This window comes from Planctomycetota bacterium, from assembly GCA_035384565.1.
Taxonomy (GTDB): Bacteria; Planctomycetota; PUPC01; order DSUN01; family DSUN01; genus DAOOIT01.
Map to the genome: position 1 here is coordinate 1 of DAOOIT010000099.1, position 16,803 is coordinate 16,803.

The 16,803-nt window shown below is 68.8% G+C and carries 12 protein-coding genes; 9 read left to right on the forward strand and 3 right to left on the reverse strand.

Going from position 1 to position 16,803, the window contains the following annotated elements; all coding sequences use genetic code 11:
* Positions 1-544: 544 nt before the first annotated feature.
* The 8 genes from PLE19_22045 to PLE19_22080 all read left to right on the forward strand — a co-directional run bounded on the left by PLE19_22045 (position 545) and on the right by PLE19_22080 (position 13,091).
* Positions 545-2,743, forward strand: a complete 2,199-nt coding sequence (locus tag PLE19_22045) for an HYR domain-containing protein (GenBank protein ID HPD17630.1) — start codon at positions 545-547, stop codon at positions 2,741-2,743.
* Positions 2,744-2,882: 139 nt separating this feature from the next.
* Positions 2,883-3,806, forward strand: coding sequence for a hypothetical protein (locus PLE19_22050; protein HPD17631.1), 924 nt, complete (start codon positions 2,883-2,885; stop codon positions 3,804-3,806).
* Positions 3,807-3,903: 97 nt separating this feature from the next.
* Positions 3,904-5,178, forward strand: a complete 1,275-nt coding sequence (locus PLE19_22055) for an SGNH/GDSL hydrolase family protein (protein HPD17632.1) — start codon at positions 3,904-3,906, stop codon at positions 5,176-5,178.
* An 87-nt stretch (positions 5,179-5,265) separates the two neighbouring features.
* Complete coding sequence (locus tag PLE19_22060; GenBank protein ID HPD17633.1) at positions 5,266-6,705, forward strand: enolase C-terminal domain-like protein; 1,440 nt, start codon at positions 5,266-5,268, stop codon at positions 6,703-6,705.
* A gap of 32 nt (positions 6,706-6,737) precedes the next feature.
* Positions 6,738-8,069, forward strand: a complete 1,332-nt coding sequence (locus PLE19_22065) for a sulfatase-like hydrolase/transferase (protein ID HPD17634.1) — start codon at positions 6,738-6,740, stop codon at positions 8,067-8,069.
* 93 nt (positions 8,070-8,162) lie between these two features.
* Positions 8,163-8,402 (forward strand): hypothetical protein, encoded by a 240-nt coding sequence (locus PLE19_22070; protein ID HPD17635.1) that lies wholly within the window; start codon positions 8,163-8,165, stop codon positions 8,400-8,402.
* Positions 8,399-8,800, forward strand: coding sequence for a PIN domain-containing protein (locus tag PLE19_22075; GenBank protein HPD17636.1), 402 nt, complete (start codon positions 8,399-8,401; stop codon positions 8,798-8,800). Before PLE19_22070 ends, PLE19_22075 begins: the two co-directional genes overlap by 4 nt.
* 64 nt (positions 8,801-8,864) lie before the next feature.
* Complete coding sequence (locus tag PLE19_22080; GenBank protein HPD17637.1) at positions 8,865-13,091, forward strand: hypothetical protein; 4,227 nt, start codon at positions 8,865-8,867, stop codon at positions 13,089-13,091.
* Here the strand turns inward: PLE19_22080 and PLE19_22085 are convergent.
* Positions 13,084-14,478, reverse strand: coding sequence for a HAMP domain-containing sensor histidine kinase (locus tag PLE19_22085; GenBank protein ID HPD17638.1), 1,395 nt, complete (start codon positions 14,476-14,478; stop codon positions 13,084-13,086). The two genes, PLE19_22080 and PLE19_22085, sit on opposite strands and share 8 nt — an antisense overlap.
* Positions 14,479-14,529: 51 nt before the next feature.
* Positions 14,530-14,871: a hydrogenase maturation nickel metallochaperone HypA gene (locus PLE19_22090; GenBank protein ID HPD17639.1), complete on the reverse strand. Its 342-nt coding sequence runs from the start codon at positions 14,869-14,871 to the stop codon at positions 14,530-14,532.
* A 158-nt stretch (positions 14,872-15,029) separates the two neighbouring features.
* Here PLE19_22090 and PLE19_22095 point away from each other — a divergent pair, with 158 nt between their 5' ends.
* Positions 15,030-15,887, forward strand: coding sequence for a sugar phosphate isomerase/epimerase family protein (locus PLE19_22095; protein ID HPD17640.1), 858 nt, complete (start codon positions 15,030-15,032; stop codon positions 15,885-15,887).
* 137 nt (positions 15,888-16,024) lie between these two features.
* Here the strand turns inward: PLE19_22095 and PLE19_22100 are convergent, their stop codons facing one another.
* Complete coding sequence (locus tag PLE19_22100) at positions 16,025-16,636, reverse strand: hypothetical protein (GenBank protein HPD17641.1); 612 nt, start codon at positions 16,634-16,636, stop codon at positions 16,025-16,027.
* Positions 16,637-16,803: the final 167 nt, after the last annotated feature.

Sequence of the window (16,803 nt, forward strand, 5' to 3'; positions counted from 1 at the left end):
CGGCCCCGCGTTGCCCAATCGCGGCCGCGTCGGGATCGCCAAACCCTGATGAGCCAGTTTTTTTCGCCTCGTGGCCCAGGTTTTTTTTCAGGCCTGCTCCGGCCGCCAGCGCGCCGGCCCCGACACGGTGCGTTCCAGCGGGGAGGGGGCGGCGCCGCGGTCGCGCCAGCGGGGCAGGCGCGTGAGGGGGAGGGCGGTCTCGTCTTGGCATCAGACGGCGGCAGTCCTCCCTGGAAACCCCGCTGATGGTGTGGGCGCCAAACGATCCCTCAACCTGTTGAGGTGCAGGACGGCAGATGTTGCCGACGAATCCACGGTTCGCAGTATCCTGGACGGCAGACGTATCGGTCCTCACAGAAGACCAAGGTGGACCCTGCTCTGCGACGCTTCGCAACCCCTCGCGGCCTCGTGGGGGGTGGGGAGAGGTCGAAGATTTAATCTATGCGGACCGACTTCGACTTGACAGACGCGGGCAGATAGCGTATTTGTATTATAGCGTGGTGTCCTTGGCGGGGGCGGCCACGCGGGCGGCGGGTAATCCAACATGACGAAGGCTCACAGAAGCGGCGGGCATTCCGCCTGGGCGGTCGCGGTAGCGGTCTGCCTGGCGCTGCTGGCGCTCTGCCCTCCGACGGCTGCCGGCAAGTCCCTTTACGTCATTAAAGATCTGAACGACGACGGCCCTGTGCAAGCCTACGACATCGGGCTCACGCCGGGGTCCCCGGTGCTCCAGCGCGAGTCCGGCCCCATCGGTTTTGGGCCGGTGGGCATGGCGGTGGACGATGCCTCGGGCACCCTCTTCATCACCATCGAGGGCAAGGGCGCTGTGTGGCTGATGGACGCGGTTACGCTGCGGATGCTGGGCAGCGTGGCCACGCCCGGCGCCTGCAATCTCGCGGGCGTGGCGTTCGACTCGGCGACGCAGCAGCTCTATGCCGTGGACCGCAACAGCAACCAGCTCTACGTCTACACCTGGGACGCGATGTACCGGGTGCTCGCCTACTACCAGACGGTCGCCCTGCCCGAGGTGTCGGGCGCGATGGGCCTTGCGTGGGACGAGGCGAACGGCCTGCTCCTGGTGGCCGATGCCACCACGACGGTCGTGCGCGGCTTCTACCCCGGCGACTGGACCGAGGCCTGCCGCTTCTCGATCACCCAGAAGCCGATGGGCATCGCGATAGACCGCGTGCGGCGTCTCGTCTACACGGGCAACGCCCTCATCGCCAAGGGGCAACCCGCGCTGCTGAGCCAGTACGACCTGAACACAGGCTCCGAGAGAGTCTTCAACCTGCGCACCCTGCCCGGGCTCGATGCCCCGTCCGATTGCGTCGTGGGCCTGGCCGTGGACACTGGGACGGGTTGCGTCTACATCACCACGGGGAATCAGATCTCGGGCGGCACCAGTTGCCTGATGGTCTTCGATACCTCGCTCAATCTGCTCTACACGAGCCCGAGGCTCGGCAATCCGACGGGCCTGTGCATCCCGAACAACGGCCTGGCCTACAACCCTCTGCGTCTCGCCAACAACGACGGCGTGCCTCCGGGCGGCTTCGTGCTGCCCGGCGGGCAGATCACCTATACGCTTTCTTACGACAACCTCACGGGCGCGTCGCCCGTGAACAACGTGGTCCTCACCGACGCCTTGTCGCCCGGGACGGCCTTCCTCTCGGCCTCGGGAGGCGGCACGTACGATCCGGCCACGCACACGGTGACCTGGAGCCTCGGGCAGTTGCCGGCCGGCGCCCCGCGCGCCTCGCAGACCGTGCTCGTCAGGGTCACGGCCTCGGGGGGAGCGTTGCTCCGCAACCGCGGCCAGATCACGAGCACCGAGACGGGGCCCGCCTTCGCCACCGCCCTCACGCCCGTGGGCGGCAACGACATGGCCCCTGTCGCCATTGCAGGCGCCGACCAGCGCGTCGAGCAGACCTCGGCGGCCGGCGCGTCCGTCACGCTGGACGCCTCGGGCTCGTACGACCCCGAGGGCGAGCACCTCACCTACCTGTGGTCCTGGGCTGGCGGCAACGAGACGGGGCCCCACGTCACCCGCACGTTCCCGCTGGGGACCACTGCGGTGACCCTCGTCGTCAACGACGGCACGAGCACCTCGGAGCCGGACATCGTGACGGTGACCGTGGCGGACACCACGCCGCCCCGCCTCACGGCCCCCGCCGACGTGACGGCCGAGCAGACCAGCTACAGCGGCACGCCGGTAGTGTTGGGTACGCCGGTGGTCGCCGATGAATGCGACGCGGCGGTTCGGGTCACCAACAACGCGCCGGCCGTGTTCCCGCTCGGGGTGACGACCGTAACGTGGACAGCCGCCGACGCCAGCGGCAACGTGGCCACGGCCACCCAGAAGGTCACCATCGTGGACACCACGCCGCCCACGATCACCAGCGCCTGGGCCACGCCGAACGTCCTCTGGCCCGTCAACCACGAGATGATCCCGATCACCATCGGCCTGTTGATGAGAGACCTCTGCGACGCGGCCCCCACCTGGAAGATCGAGAGCGTGGCCAGCAATGAGGCCCTGAACGGCAAGAGCGACGGCAACACGCCCGCAGATTGGGAGATCATCGGCGACCACACCCTCAAGCTCCGCGCCGAGCGGTCCGGCAGCAGCAAGACTGATCGCGTCTACACCATCACCCTCCGCGCCACCGACGCCAGCGGCAACTCCTCCACAACGGCCGTCACCGTCACCGTCCCGCACGATCAGGGCGGCTGCAGCGGCAAGAAGTGACCCCGACAAGGCCTGACGCCGCCGCTCCAGACCCGGGGAGACATGCGCGCGCCTGGCGCGGTTGACGCTCCCAGCCCCCGGCGCTATCCTGACCATTGCAACGTCGGGAGTCCGGTGCTGTCCTGTGGAGGAGAGGCGCATGAATTGCGCGCGCGCAGCGGCGAGACGTGGCAGCGGCCGCCCTGTTGCCCTCACCCTTGCGGTCATCGCGGCCACGGCCGTTGTCGTGGCTGGCTACGCGCTCCTGACGCGCGGACCCGCCGCGAAGCCCAACGCCGGCCCGCCGATCGCGGAACCGGATAGCAGGCAACCCACTCCTCTGCCACCCGCCGAGATCAAGGGGGCCACCAGCACACGGGTCGCGCCGCCGGCACGCCCCGACTTCGCGGCCGGCGCGTTCTTCTGGGACGACTTCGCGGCGGCGGACCCCTTCGCCGGCGGCCAGTGGGTGGCCACTCGCGACGGCGATTTCGCGGAGGCCACGACCGACATCGTTGGAGGCCGCCTCCGCGTCCGCGTGGGCACCATCGGCACCCGCGACGACACGGTGAAGCATCTCGGCATCCGCTCGGCCAAGGCCGTGGTGGACTTCTCCAGCCCTGTCGAGGTGGCCGCCGAGATCGACTGGAACAACCAGGCCAACGGCTGCTATCTGGAGGCGAGCCTCTTCCTCTGCCCGACCTCCACCGACGCCACGGCCGCCCAGGAGAAGGACTGGCTGAGGTTCGAGTACGTGGGCGTGCCCCCGGGCAGGAATGCCCGCGCCTGCCTCTCGCGGCGGAGCGCCGGCAACCTGCGCTTCCTCTACACGGAGGGCTGGCCGCAGCCGGACCCCAAGGACCGCGTCGGCCGCCCCATCGGCCGCCAGAACGTGCGCCTTCGCCTCGACCGCCAGAACATCGAGATCATCGAGAACGGCAAGACCCTCTGGGGGCCGGAGCCGCACGGCTGCGACTTCGCGCAGGCGTTCCTCTACCTCGACGTCTGCTCGCACAGCAACTACCCGCCGCGCGAGCTGTTCTTCGACAACGTCGTCGTGCGCCCCGCGCCGCGGGCGCAGTAGGCGCGGCGTCTCTGCCTCGCGGAGGCGCAAGGCCCCGCCCGCGAAACACGCGAAAGGGCGCGGAAGTGAATCGCCGGATGAGAGACAGGAGAACCGCATGAAGTGGCAGGCAGGGCTCTGGACCGGGCTATTGGCCGCGGCGCTGGCCGCGGAGGCCCTGGCGGGCGACATCGAACTCATCCCGCCCAAGCTCTTCAGCGCCCGCGGAGGGCTGGGCAACCTGTTCGCGAGACTCGAGGCGGGCCGCCCAGTGACCATCGCCTACTTCGGCGGCAGCATCACGGCGGCCAATGGCTGGCGCCCCAAGACCCTCCAGTGGTTCCAGGCCACCTGGCCCAAGGCCCGGATCACCGAGGTCAACGCCGCCATCGGCGGCACAGGGTCCGACCTCGGCGTCTTCCGCTGCGGGCAGGACGTGTTGGCGCACAAGCCTGATTTCGTCTTCGTCGAGTTCGCGGTCAACGACGGCGGCGCCGCACCCGAGTCCATTTTCCGCACCCTCGAGGGCATCGTGCGCCAGGTCTGGCGGGCGAACCCCGAGACCGACATCTGCTTCGTCTATACGATCCACAAGGGCTTCCTCCCCGACTACGAGAAAGGCTTCTGCAACCGCTCGACCACGGCGCACGAGAAGGTGGCCGACCACTACGGCATCCCCTCGATCAACATGGCCCTGCGAGTGGCCGAGCTGCACAAGGCGGGCAAGCTCATCTTCCCCTTCCCGCCTAAGGACACGCCGCCCGAGGGCAAGATGGTCTTCGCCCACGACGAGTGCCACCCCACCGACGCGGGCCACGCGCTGTTCACCCAGGTGATCGCCGAGGCGCTGCGGGAGATTCAAAAGGCATCGAAGCCAGGCCCCCATGCGCTGCCCGAGCCGCTGCGGGCCGACAACTGGGAGAACGCCAAGCTCGTGCCCATCGAGCCCTCGATGCTCACGCCCGGCTGGAAGAAACTCCCGGCCGACCAGGGCCTCGGCAAGGCATTCGGCAACCGCCTGCCCGCGATCTGGGAAGCGACCCAGCCCGGCGAGAAGCTCTCCTTCCGCTTCAAGGGCACCCTCGCGCGGCTCTACGACCTCGTCGGTCCCGACGGCGGCAAGGCGATCTGCACCGTGGACGGCAAGGTCACTCGCACAGTGCCCCGCTTCGATATGTACTGCTCCTACCACCGCCTGGCCACCCTCGGCATCGCCGAGGGACTCGAGGACAAGGAGCACTCGGTCGCCGTCGAAGTCTCGCCCGAGCAGCCCGACCGCGAGCCCGTGCTCAAGCAGGTGCGCGACCAGAAAGGCTTCGACCCCAAACGATATGATGGCACCGTGCTGAGGGTTGGCTACATCATGCTGCTCGGGGACTTGGTGAAGGAATGATGCGTGATGCGTGAAACGTGAGAAGAGGTGAAGGGGACTGGGCTTTCCTGGCTTCTCACGCACCACGCATCACGCCTGGAGGCGCAGATGCCCAAGCCAACCGACATTCAGCCCATCGGCTGTTCGCTTTTCTTCCTCCCCGTCCAGACCCGCGTCCCCCTCAAGTTCGGGCCGGAGACGCTCACCCACGTCACCTGCGCCCGTGTGCGGCTGCGCGTGAGCGATGCCGCCGGCCACGTGGCCGACGGCTGGGGCGAAACGCCCCTGAGCGTCCAGTGGGCCTGGCCCAGCAGCCTCTCCTACGAAGACCGCCACGAGGCGATGAAGGCCCTCTGCGTCGCCCTCACCAAGGCCTGGGCCAGCTTCGACGAGTGCGGCCACCCCATCGAGACCGGCCACGCATTCCTCGAATCCGAGCTGCCCAATCTCCTCAAGGCCGCCAATCAGAATCGCAGCGAGGCCATGCCCTGGCTGGCCGCGCTCATCTGCGCCTCGGCCTTCGACATCGCTCTCCACGACGCCTACGGCCATCTCCTCGGTCTGCCGACGTATCGCGCCTACACGCCCGAATTCATGGGCCGCGACCTCGCCGCTTATCTCGAGACGGCGTCAGCCCAGACCGGTCGGACCAGTCCGACAAGTCTGACTTGTCCGACTGGCCCCACTTTCCTCGGCCGCTTCCCCGCCGACTTCTTCGTGCCCCAGCCCCCCACGCGCTTGCCCGCCTGGCACCTGGTGGGCGGCAAAGACCTGCTCTCACCCGACGAACTGACCGGCTCCGAGCCGAACGACGGCTACCCCGTGCTCCTGCCCGACTGGATTCGCCGCGATGGCCTGAAGTGCCTCAAGGTGAAACTCCGCGGCAACGACGCCGCGTGGGACTACGACCGCCTCGTCCGCGTAGGCCGCCTCGCCATCGAGGGCGGCGCCCTGTGGCTCACCGCCGACTTCAATTGCACCGTCACCGACCCCGCCTACGTCACCGACATCCTCGACCGCCTTGCCCTCGACCAGCCCCGCGTCTGGCAGATGATCCTCTACGTCGAGCAGCCCTTCCCCTACGACATCGAGCGGCACCCGATTGACGTCCACAGCGTCTCGGCCCGCAAACCGCTGTTCATGGACGAGAGCGCGCACGACTGGCGGCTCGTGCGCCTCGGCCGCGAGCTGGGCTGGACCGGCGTCGCCCTCAAGACCTGCAAGACCCAGACCGGCGCCCTGCTGACCCTGTGCTGGGCGAAGGCCCACGGCATGACGCTCATGGTCCAGGACCTCACGAACCCCATGCTCGCGCAGATTCCCCATTGCCTGCTCGCCGCCCACGCGGGCACGATCATGGGCGTGGAGACCAACGCCATGCAGTTCTACCCCGACGCCTCGCGGCCCGAGGAGGCGGTGCACCCAGGCCTCTATCGCCGGCGCGACGGCTGCGTGGACCTCTCGACCCTCGGTGGCTCCGGCTTTGGCTACCGCTTGGCCGAGATTCGCCGCGAGCTGCCCGAGCCCGCCGCAAGCGAAGGCGGCTGACCCGCGAAACACGCGAAAGGACGCGAGAGGGAATGGCAGAGAAGAACCGCCGGGAGTTCCTCCGAGCCGTGGGCCAGGCGGCTGCGTTGGGCGCGCTGGCACCCGTGGGCCACGCACAGCCCACGGACCGCAAGCCCAATATCGTCCTCCTCTACGCCGACGACATGGGCATCGGCGACGTGGGGTGCTATGGCTGCAAGGACATCAAGACGCCGCACCTCGACGCGCTGGCGGCGTCGGGCGCGCGGCTCACGAACTACTATTCCGCCGCACCTGTCTGCTCCCCCTCGCGGGCCGCGCTCCTCACCGGCCTCTCGCCCCAGCGCGCCGGCGTGCCCGCCAACGTGCGGACGGGCAACGACGTCGTCGGCCTGCCCGGCGACCGCGTGACCATCGCCGAGGTGCTGAAGACCCAGGGCTACGCGACCGCGCTCTTCGGCAAGTGGCACCTCGGCACCGCCCCCGAATCGCTCCCCACGGGCCAGGGCTTCGACGAATACTTCGGCCACCACTACGGCTGCATCAGCTACTACTCCCACATCTTCTCCTGGGACCCCAAGCTCGGCCCCGTCCACGACCTCTGGCGCAACGGCCGCGAGGTCCACGAGGACGGCCAGTACATGACCGACCTCATCACCCGCGAGGCGCTGCGTTTTATCGGCGAGAAGCGCGACAAGCCGTTCTTCCTCTACCTGCCCTACAACGCGCCGCACTACCCGATGGAAGCGCCCGAGAAGTGGTTGAGAATGTACGAGGGCCTGGAGCCGAACCGCCGGCCCTATGCCGCGATGGTGAGCTGCATGGACGACTCGATCGGCCAGATCGTGGCGAGGCTCCGCGAGCTGGGCCTGCTCGACGACACGCTCATCCTCTTCGCCAGCGACAACGGCCCGTCGGACGAGGTGCGCACGAAGCTCGACCCCAAAGGCCCGCAGCCCGGCTCCAGTGGCGGGTTCCGTGGCGGCAAGTTCAGCCTCCTCGAGGGCGGCATCCGCATGCCCTGCATCGCCTCGTGGCCGGGGCGCATTGACCCGGGCACCGTCTACGACACGCCGGCCATCGCCATGGACGTGCTGCCCACCGTCGCGGCCGCCGCGGGCGCCAAGTGCCCCGACGGCCTTGAGGGCATCAACCACCTCGCCGAAGGCGAGAGGGACAGAGAGCGGGTGCTCTTCTGGGAGAGCGGCGGCCAGCGCGCCGTCCGCCGCGGCACCTGGAAGCTCTACGTGCCCCAGAAGGGCCAGCCCCAGCTCTACGACCTCGCCGCCGACCCCGGCGAGGCCAAGGACCTCGCGGCCGACAAGCCCGACCGCGTCAAGGAACTCCTTGCCCTCCACGACGCCTGGCGCGGGGCCGTGAGGTGAACGGGCCGGACAGGGTAGCGGAGAGGTGCCGCTTGCACTGGAATCTGCCTCTCCGCGGCGCTATAATCCGTGGGGAGAGCAAAGGAGCGCGCGGTGACATATAAGGGGCACGTGAAGAACGGCCTGGTGGTGCTCGACGAGCCGGCAAGCCTGCGCGAGGGCGAGCGGGTCAGCGTGCGCCCCCTGCGCCGACGCCGCAGGCCAGAGCCTCAAGACGAACAGGCGCCGACTCTCTATGACGAACTGAAGCCCGTGATCGGCAAGGCCAAAGGGCTGCCGGCGGATGCCGCGCGCAACCACGACCATTACCTCTATGGCATGCCGCGCCGATGAGAGTCGCCTTCGCGGACAGCGCCTTCTACCGCGCCGCCGCCAACCCACGTGACGAACTGCACCCTGCGGCCACCACGCTTGCTCGGGGTTTCCGGGGCAGGCGCGTGACCACGGACTTCGTGCTCATCGAGCTAGGGAACTTCCTCGCCCGAACGGACGACAGGTCCCTGTTCCTCAACCTGCTGGACACGCTCCGCGCGAGTCGCCATACCGAGATCGTGCCCGCCAGTCGTGCTCTCATGGATGCCGGCCTTGCGCTGTACCGCCGACGCCTGGACAAGGACTGGTCGCTCACGGACTGCATTTCGTCCGTCGTGATGGGGGAGCGGGGCATCAGGGAAGCGCTGACGGCAGACCATCACTTCGAGCAGGCCGGCTTCGTGGCGCTCCTGAAGTAAGGCGCGGCAGCGAGTGCCAGGACGCCCACCTTCGCTCCGCAAGCGAACGCGAGAGGGGACCGCTATGAGGGCACTGGCTGCTCTCGTCCTGCTGTGCACGCCGGCCCTGGCGGCAGAGCCGGTTGCCAAACCCGCCTTGAACGCCGACCCCGGCGGCAAGGTGGGCGAGAGGCCCTATGAGATGGTCTGGGCCGACCGCAAGCCCGAACATCCCGAGACCCTGGACTTCGAGGACCTGACGGGCTGGACGGCGGTCGGCTTCCTCGGCTGCACCGCGGAACTCGTCCGCTCGCGCGAGGAGCTGATGTACGGCACCTACACGGGCAAGGTGACGTACACGGGGAAGACGGGCGCGAGCTACTTCGAGCTGAGGCCGCCTCAGCCCGTGCCCATTGCCGGCGAGCCGACGGCTTGCCAACTGTGGGTGCGGGGGAACAACTGGGGCTGGCACCCCAAGCCCCAAACCGCCCGGACGAATGTCTATGCCATCGTCCGCGACGCTCAGGGCGAGCACTTCGCCATCAGCCTCGGCCACGTGAACTTCGACTACTGGTTCCTCCTGCACGCGGCATTCGTCTCGCCCACGGGCCAGCTCACTGGCCGCATCCACAAGGAAGGCCAGGGCGACGGGAAGATTGACTACCCGCTCAGCTTCGTGGCCCTCCGCGTGACCAATTGCGCCGACGAGAAGCCGGCCAGGCTCTCCTTCGATTCGCTCCAGTTCTACCGGCCCGACTACAAGCCGCTCTCCGAGCCGAAGCTGCCGCCGAAGGACGTGCCGTGGCCCACCACCCCCGAGACCATCACGCCAACCCCCCAGGAGCGCGTGAGCAACAAGTTCAGCCAGGAAGGCCCCGCCCGCGTCTTCACCGCGCGGGGCCGCCGCGACAGGATTCGTTGGACCTATCTGCCCAAGACAGGCACCCTCGACGATCTGACGGTGGAGATCAACGGCAAGCAGTTCCAGCCGTGCGTTGGCGGAGGCCCGGTCTTCGAGCTCGGCGGCCGCGAGTGGAAGCCCGGCGACGAAGGGCTCAAGCAAGGCTGCGTCGGTCTCGAGCAGTACGGCGACGGGACGGTCCTGGTTCACTGCTCGGCGCAAGTCGGCGCGGAGGAGGTCGCCTACTCGTACCATTTGCGGGCGATCGGCAAGTCGCTCCAGGTGACGGCCCGGTGCTCCGAGCCGAAGGTTACGGCCTTCCGCATCGGGCGAACGAAGGGCACGCCGAACGCCGACCTCTTCACCGTGCCCTACCTCAACATCGAGAGCGGCCCGCACTTCATCCACTGGGACGGCGTCTTCCTCTCGGCGCTTCTCGACTGGTATAACTCCGACGCCTCAACGCTTGAGGCGGCCAGCGGCAACCCGGCGCCGGGCGAGTACGTCTACAACGGCGGCTCGCGCTACCTGCCGAAGACCGACGGCGCCCGCAACCCGCTCCGCGAACGGCTCATCCTCACCGTGGCGAGCGACTTCGCCGAGGTGCTGCCCAACCTGCCGCACCCGAAGAACCCGAACGCGCCTCTGGCGACGAGCTCCATCTGGCGAAACGTGGGCGAGCCGGTGCCTGACCTCCTCAAGCGGCTGAAGGCGCACGGCGTCGAGCGCTTCATCTGCCCCCTCCACGAGGTCGGCTGGCGCGACGCCGGCGAATCCTTCACCTTCCGCCTCCGCTGCGCGCCCCGCATCGGCGACGAGAAGATGATCGAGTACGGCAAGTGGGTCCACAGCCTCGGCTACCGCTTCGGCCTCTACGCCAACTACACCGACTACGCGCCCGTCAACGAACACTGGCGCGAGGACCGCGTGTGCCTGGACTCGGACGGCAACTGGCGCGGCGCCTGGCCCCGCTGCGTCGCCCCCAAGCCGACCTGGGCCTGGCAGGCCGAGGCCGACCTCGCCCCCAAGATCGCCGCCAAGTTCGGCGCTACCACCTGCTACAGCGACGTCCACACCGCTATCGCCCCCTGGCACCGCACCGACTACGACGCCCGCGTGCCCGGCGCCGCCATGTTCCGCACCATTTGGGACTGCTATGCCCACATCCTCTGGAACGACTGCAAGGCATACGGCGGCCCGGTCTTCAGCGAGGGCAATATGCAGTGGATGTATGCCGGCCTCATCAGCGGCAACTACGGCCAGATGGGCTGGGCCGGCCCCGAACGCTGGAAGCGGCCGCCGCTGGTGGACTTCGATCTCCTGAAGATGCACCCGCTCCAGTGCGACTTCGGCATGGGCTCGCCCGACATGTTCTACCCGTCGCACGGCGGCGAGTGGGCGCGCGACCGCAGCCGCACCAGCCCGTGGCTCGACCGCTTCATCACCTCCACCCTCGCCTTCGGCCACATCGGGTTCCTGGCGATGGAGTGGGGTCTCGACGGCGGCCTGAAGAGCTTCTACATGACCAACGCCGTCCAGCAGCGCTACGCCCTCGTGCCTGTCGCCGAGATTCGCTACTTTGACGGCTCGAAGCTTCTCCCCACCTCCGACGCCATCCGCACGGGGGCCTACAAACGCGGCCAAGTGTACGTGAAGTACCAAAGCGGCCTCGAACTCTGGTGCAACCTGAGCTTCGAGCACGATTGGCAGGTGAAATGCGACGGCAAGACCTGGCTCCTGCCGCCGACCGGCCACCTGGCCTTCAAGAAGGGCGACATCCTTCAGTTTTCGGCCGTCGTGGATGGACATGATGGACAGAGGATGGACTATGTGGAGTCGCCGGATTATTTCTACGTGGACAGCCGGGACCGCTTCGGGGCAATGGGGCCTCTGGCCTGCAAGGGTGCGGCGGCTCTCAAGCCCGTAACCTGTGCCGTAACCTCCCGCAGGTTCCAGAACCTGCGGGAGGTTGGGGAGTGGTGGGCGATTCCCTGCGACAAGTGCGATGACCTGACCATTCGTCCGACGCATCTGGGGCTGGCCGCCGACGCCGCCCTCGCCGCCGAAGCCTTCGGCCTGGAAGACAAGCCCCTCGGCCCCGCCGAAGTGCGCGTGAGCAACCTCGGCCGCACGATCATGCCCGTCAAGGATGCGGCCCGCTACCACGTCCGCGTCGCCGGTACCGCTCACGCGCCCGTGCCCGACGACGGCGTCCGCAGACTCGTCCTCGGCCTCGACTACCCCGCGAGCATCGTCGTGGCGAACCTGGGCAAGGCCCCGCTGCGCGACATCTGCGTCTCTGCTGAGCGGCTCGGCTCCGGTGGCGGGGGAGCGGAAGATTCTTGTATTCTCAAGAATGTGAGAACATCACCGATCCTGCGCCGGGGTTCCGAGGGGCGCGTGGAGGCGAGCCTGCATGTGCCGGCCGATCCCAGGCCCGGCGAGCGGCTGTGGTATCGCATGCGGGTGAGCGGCCGAATGGGGGACAAGGAGGCGGAGGGCCTCGGCTGGTTCACCGGCATCGCGGCAAAGGCGGTTGACGTGGCGGCCCGCCCCGCCGACCCCGCGCCAAGTCCGATCGGAGGCCCGCAGACCCTCCTCGTAAGCCTCCGCAGCAACCTGCCGACAGAGGCCCCCGTCGCCCTCACGCCCATCAGCCCATCGCTGATTCTCAAGCCGCGCCTCGCCGAGCTACGCCTGCGGCCGGGCGAGGAGCAGAGGCTGGGCTTCCGCTACGTTGTGCCAGCCACGCCGGGCGTCCACCTGTGCGAGCTGAAGGTGCGTCATGGGGCGGGGAGCCAGCCCACCCAGGTCGAGCGACTATGGCTGCGTTTCGCGCGGGCCAAGGCCACCGTGGCGGAGCTGAGCAAGCTCACGCCCTCGCGCCTCGGAATGCAGTTCCGGGGGAAGGCCGAAGAGCCGCTGGCGGCGGAGAGCGGAGCGATCTTCCGGGCGGCAATGAATGCCGTGGGCGGGGCCGAGAAGAGCGGCTTCTTCTGCCATCCGCCCTACTCGGGCGGCGTGGGCTGCGCCTGGGGCGAGTTCGAAGCCGCGCTGCCCAACGAGCCGTGCGAGTTCGAGTCCCTCGTCGGCTTCACCGACGGCTCGACGACCGCCGACGGGTGCGTGTTCTCGCTTCAGGTCAGAGAACTCCCCGCGGGTTCCAAACCCGCGGGAGGTTGGGTGACTGTTGGCAGCTTGCAGTTCGGCGAGCTGAAGAAGTGGCAGCCGTTCCGCGCCGACCTCTCGGCGTTTCGCGGCAAGAAGGTGGCGTTGCGGCTGGTGACGGATGTCGGGCCGGCCGGTAACTCGCACAGCGACTGGGCGGCCTGGGGCGAGCCGCGTGTCGTGCTGGGAGGCGAACGCCTGGCCGTCGAGGTGCTCGACAGAGAGACCGCCCCGCTCAAGTAGCCCTGCGCGGCAGCTCGCACACGGCGACGGGGAAGGTGACGGTGAAGCGGGTGCCCCGGCCCGGCTGGCTCTCGAAGGTGATCTCGCCGTCGTGCGCCTGCACAATCTCTCGGACGATCGAGAGGCCCAGCCCCGTGCCCTCCTGGGCGAACTCGCGGGCGTTGCTCGCGCGGAAGAACTCCTCGAAGAGGTGCTCCTGGTCCTCGGGCGGGATGCCGATGCCCGTGTCGGCCACCTCGAACACCAGGCGGGACTCGTCGGCGCGGCTGGTCACGGTGACGCGCCCGCCTTCCGGCGTGTACTTGATGGCGTTGGAGACGAGGTTGACCAGCACGTCGCGGAGCCGGTCGGGCTCGGCGTAGATCTGCGCCGCGCCGGCCTCGAGGCGCACCTCGAGCGTCTGGCGCTTCTCCTCCGATTGCGGGCCGTAGAGCGCCAGCACGCGCTGGGCCATCTCGTCGAACGCCACGAGGCCGCGAACCGGCTTCTGGTCGCGCGCGTCGCGCAGGCGCGAGAGGGCCAACAGGTCGGCCAGCATGTCGAGCATCACGCGCGTGCGGTGCTCGGCCCGCTGGATGAACTCGACCCGCTTGCCCTCGCCCAGGGCGGCGTAGTTGCGCAGGAAGACGTTCAGCAGCGACTGGATGGCCGACAGAGGCGAGCGGAGCTGGTGCGCCGCCACGCGCATGAAGCGCGACTTGCGGGCCTCGAGGTCGGCCAGCCGCGCCGAGGTGGCGGCCAGCTCGGCCTGCCGCTCGCGCAGCCGGGCCACGATGGACGTGGTCATGAAGGCCGACACGAAGAGCGTGACGGCCAGCGCGCCCAGGTGGCCGAAGATGAACGGCGCGCTCTGGAAGTGGCGCTCGGCCATGTAGCCGGGCAGGTAGTAGTGCGGCACGGCCCCCCAGCGCTCCAGCAGCACGAGCGCCGCGAACAGGCCGAACGCCACCCCCGCGTGCGCATAGCTCTGCCACCGCGGCAACATCACGCTGGCGATGATCACGTGGAACACGTAGAAGATGCTCAGCGGGTTCTCCACCCCGCCCGAGAAGTGCAGCAGCACGGTCATGCACAGCAGGTCGGCCAGCACCTGCACGTTGGCGAAGCGCTCGGCGGTGCGCGCCGTCACCTCCTCCTGCGGGCGCGCGTGCAGCCGTTCGGCGTACCAGCGGAACAGCAGGTTGTAGGCGGCGAGCATGGCCCCGAGGCCGAAGAGCTGCGCCAGCGGGAGCTGAATGCCCACGAGCCACCGGGTGCCCGCGACAACGGCAAACAGCGCCGCCACGGCCAGCCACCGCAGCCGGATGAACCAGCGGCACAGGGCCAGCAGCCCCTCGCTGCGGCTCGCGAACGGCTCGAGGGACGGCACCAGCAGGCGGCGAGGCATCTCCCCTCCTTCACGTCCCGGCCCTACGGGGCGCTCGGGGGGCCGCCCCCGCTACTCGATCTCCATCGCCTCCACGGCGAACTCGTGGCCGCCGACGATGGCGTGGCGCAGGCCGCCGCACTGGGGGCAGCCGGGCTTCTCCGTGTCGGCGCCGTAGCGCGCGCCGCACTCGGCGCAGGCGAACTCCACGGGCTTCTCCACCACCTCGTACGCGGCACCCTCCAGCGGCGTGCCCTGGGCGTACTCCCGGAGGTGCTCGATGATGTGATCGGCATCGGCGCCGCTCAGTTCCCCGACGACCAGCGTCACCTTGACCACCCGCTGGCAGTCGTGCTTGGCCAGCTCAGCCTGAAGGGTGCGGAACACGGCCTCCGCGCGGCCCGATTCGTGCATGGCAACATCCCCAACTGAAGGCCTCGGCCCGGCGTCCTGCGCCTCGCCCACGATGCTACCCCAGCGCTCCCGGGCTGTCAAGCGCTTGAAGCGCCCGGCGGCCCCCGCTATAATCGCCGGCCACGTCCCGAACAGTCCCTGCAACCAGGAGGCACACCGTGTTCAAGAACCTGTGCGCGGGCGCGATCGGCGTCGGCGGCTCGACCCTCGAGGTCGCCGCCCTGGCCAGGAAGACAGGCTTCGGCGGCATGGACCTCAATGCCGGCGAGGCGGCCACGCTGCTGGAGCTGGGCGAGCTGGACACCCTGAAGCGCCTCTACGACCAGTATGGCCTGGTACCCGGCGGCTTCGGCCTGCCCGTCGAGTTCCGCCGCGACGAGGAGACCTTCCAGAAGTCCCTCGCCCCGCTGCCGCGCCTGGCCAAGGCCGCCGCCGCGATGGGCTGCTTCCGCTGCCCCACGTGGATCCTGCCCTTCTCGAACGATCTGCCCTTCGCCGAGAACTTCGAAACCCATCGCCGCCGCCTCAAGGCCTGCGCCGAAATCCTCCGGGACAGCGGCGTCTGGCTCGGCCTCGAGTTCGTCGGCCCCAAGACCATGCGCGTCGGCAAGGCGCACGAGTTCATCTGGAACATGAAGGGCATGCTCGAGCTCGCCGACGCCATCGGCACGGGCAACGTGGGCCTGCTGCTCGACTGCTGGCACTGGTACACCGCCCACGGCACCGTCGCCGACCTCCTCCAGCTCAAGCCCGAGCAGGTCGTCTACGTCCACGTCAACGACGCCCCGGCCGGCGTGGACGTGGATGCGCAGGTGGACAACGTGCGCCGCATGCCCGGCGAGACGGGCGTGATTGACATCGCCGGCTTCCTCAAAGCCCTGGCGAAGATCGGCTACGACGGCCCGATCACCGCCGAGCCGTTCGTGCCCCAGCTCAAGGAGCTTCCGCCCATCGAGGCCTGCCGCCGCACCTCCGTCGCCCTCGACAAGATTCTCAGGTCGGCCGGCCTGGCGTAGCTGACGCCCTGCCGCAGCCATGCCGATGGCACCAACGGAGAATGCCAGCCCGCGCATGGCGGGCTGGCATTCTCGCCGTTCCGGCAGGACCACAGGGGAAGGCCGGGCTGCAGTCGCACTCTGCGGCCATCTCAGCGCTACTTGATCCCCAGCCTTTCGGCCTCCTTCGGGGCCTGCTTCTTGAGCAGCTCGAAGTGAGCGTACTGCGTGAGGATGTTCACGCTGGCCGCGAGGGCCGCGGCCTCCTTCTCCTCGGCGGTCTTCGCCTTGAAACCGTTGAAGGGGCCCGTGGCAAGCTGGTGGTACTTCTTGAAGTCCTCGCTGCTCTGAAGGCCCATCAGCTTCGACGAGAGGGCCATCTCCGCCTGGGCCTTGGTCGGCGCGTCCATCGCCTCGCGCTCGCGGCCCAGCGGCACCAGCGCCTCGATGTACTTCTCCTTCATCGCCTTCAGCTTGGGTAGCGCCTCGGCGGCGGTCGCGCCGTCCATGGCCGCCACGGCGTCCTTCAGCGCACCCGCATAGCAGGCCAGCACCTTCTCTGCCCAGGCCTGGCCCGGCGGCAACGCCTTGGCAGGCGCCTTCTGCTCGGCCGGTGCCCTCTGTTCAACAACCGGTGCCTTTGCGACCTCGCCCTTTGCGGGGCCCTTCGCCGCGCCGCCCTCCTCGCCGCAGCCCCAGAGGCCCGGCCCCAGCAGCACAGCCAGCGCAATCAGCCCACACACACCCGGCCTCGTCCCATCCATCCTCACGCTCCTCTCCTTTGCGGACAGGGCTTCGCACCCGCGAGGCACCTCGCGGCCGGCCCTGCAACCCCTGGATTATAGGGCGGCGGATGCTCCCCCGCAAGCGGACACGCGAAGTGGGGTGTGGGCCGGAATTGTAGGTGGCTGCGGGAGCTCCGAAGGAGCGAAATAGG

Coding starts and splice junctions, on each gene's coding strand:
- PLE19_22085 (HPD17638.1), bottom strand. CDS start 14,478: ATGCCTCGCCGCCTGCTGGTGCCGTCCCTCGAGCCGTTCGCGAGCCGC.
- PLE19_22065 (HPD17634.1), top strand. CDS start 6,738: ATGGCAGAGAAGAACCGCCGGGAGTTCCTCCGAGCCGTGGGCCAGGCG.
- PLE19_22045 (HPD17630.1), top strand. CDS start 545: ATGACGAAGGCTCACAGAAGCGGCGGGCATTCCGCCTGGGCGGTCGCG.
- PLE19_22075 (HPD17636.1), top strand. CDS start 8,399: ATGAGAGTCGCCTTCGCGGACAGCGCCTTCTACCGCGCCGCCGCCAAC.
- PLE19_22090 (HPD17639.1), bottom strand. CDS start 14,871: ATGCACGAATCGGGCCGCGCGGAGGCCGTGTTCCGCACCCTTCAGGCT.
- PLE19_22050 (HPD17631.1), top strand. CDS start 2,883: ATGAATTGCGCGCGCGCAGCGGCGAGACGTGGCAGCGGCCGCCCTGTT.
- PLE19_22055 (HPD17632.1), top strand. CDS start 3,904: ATGAAGTGGCAGGCAGGGCTCTGGACCGGGCTATTGGCCGCGGCGCTG.
- PLE19_22060 (HPD17633.1), top strand. CDS start 5,266: ATGCCCAAGCCAACCGACATTCAGCCCATCGGCTGTTCGCTTTTCTTC.
- PLE19_22080 (HPD17637.1), top strand. CDS start 8,865: ATGAGGGCACTGGCTGCTCTCGTCCTGCTGTGCACGCCGGCCCTGGCG.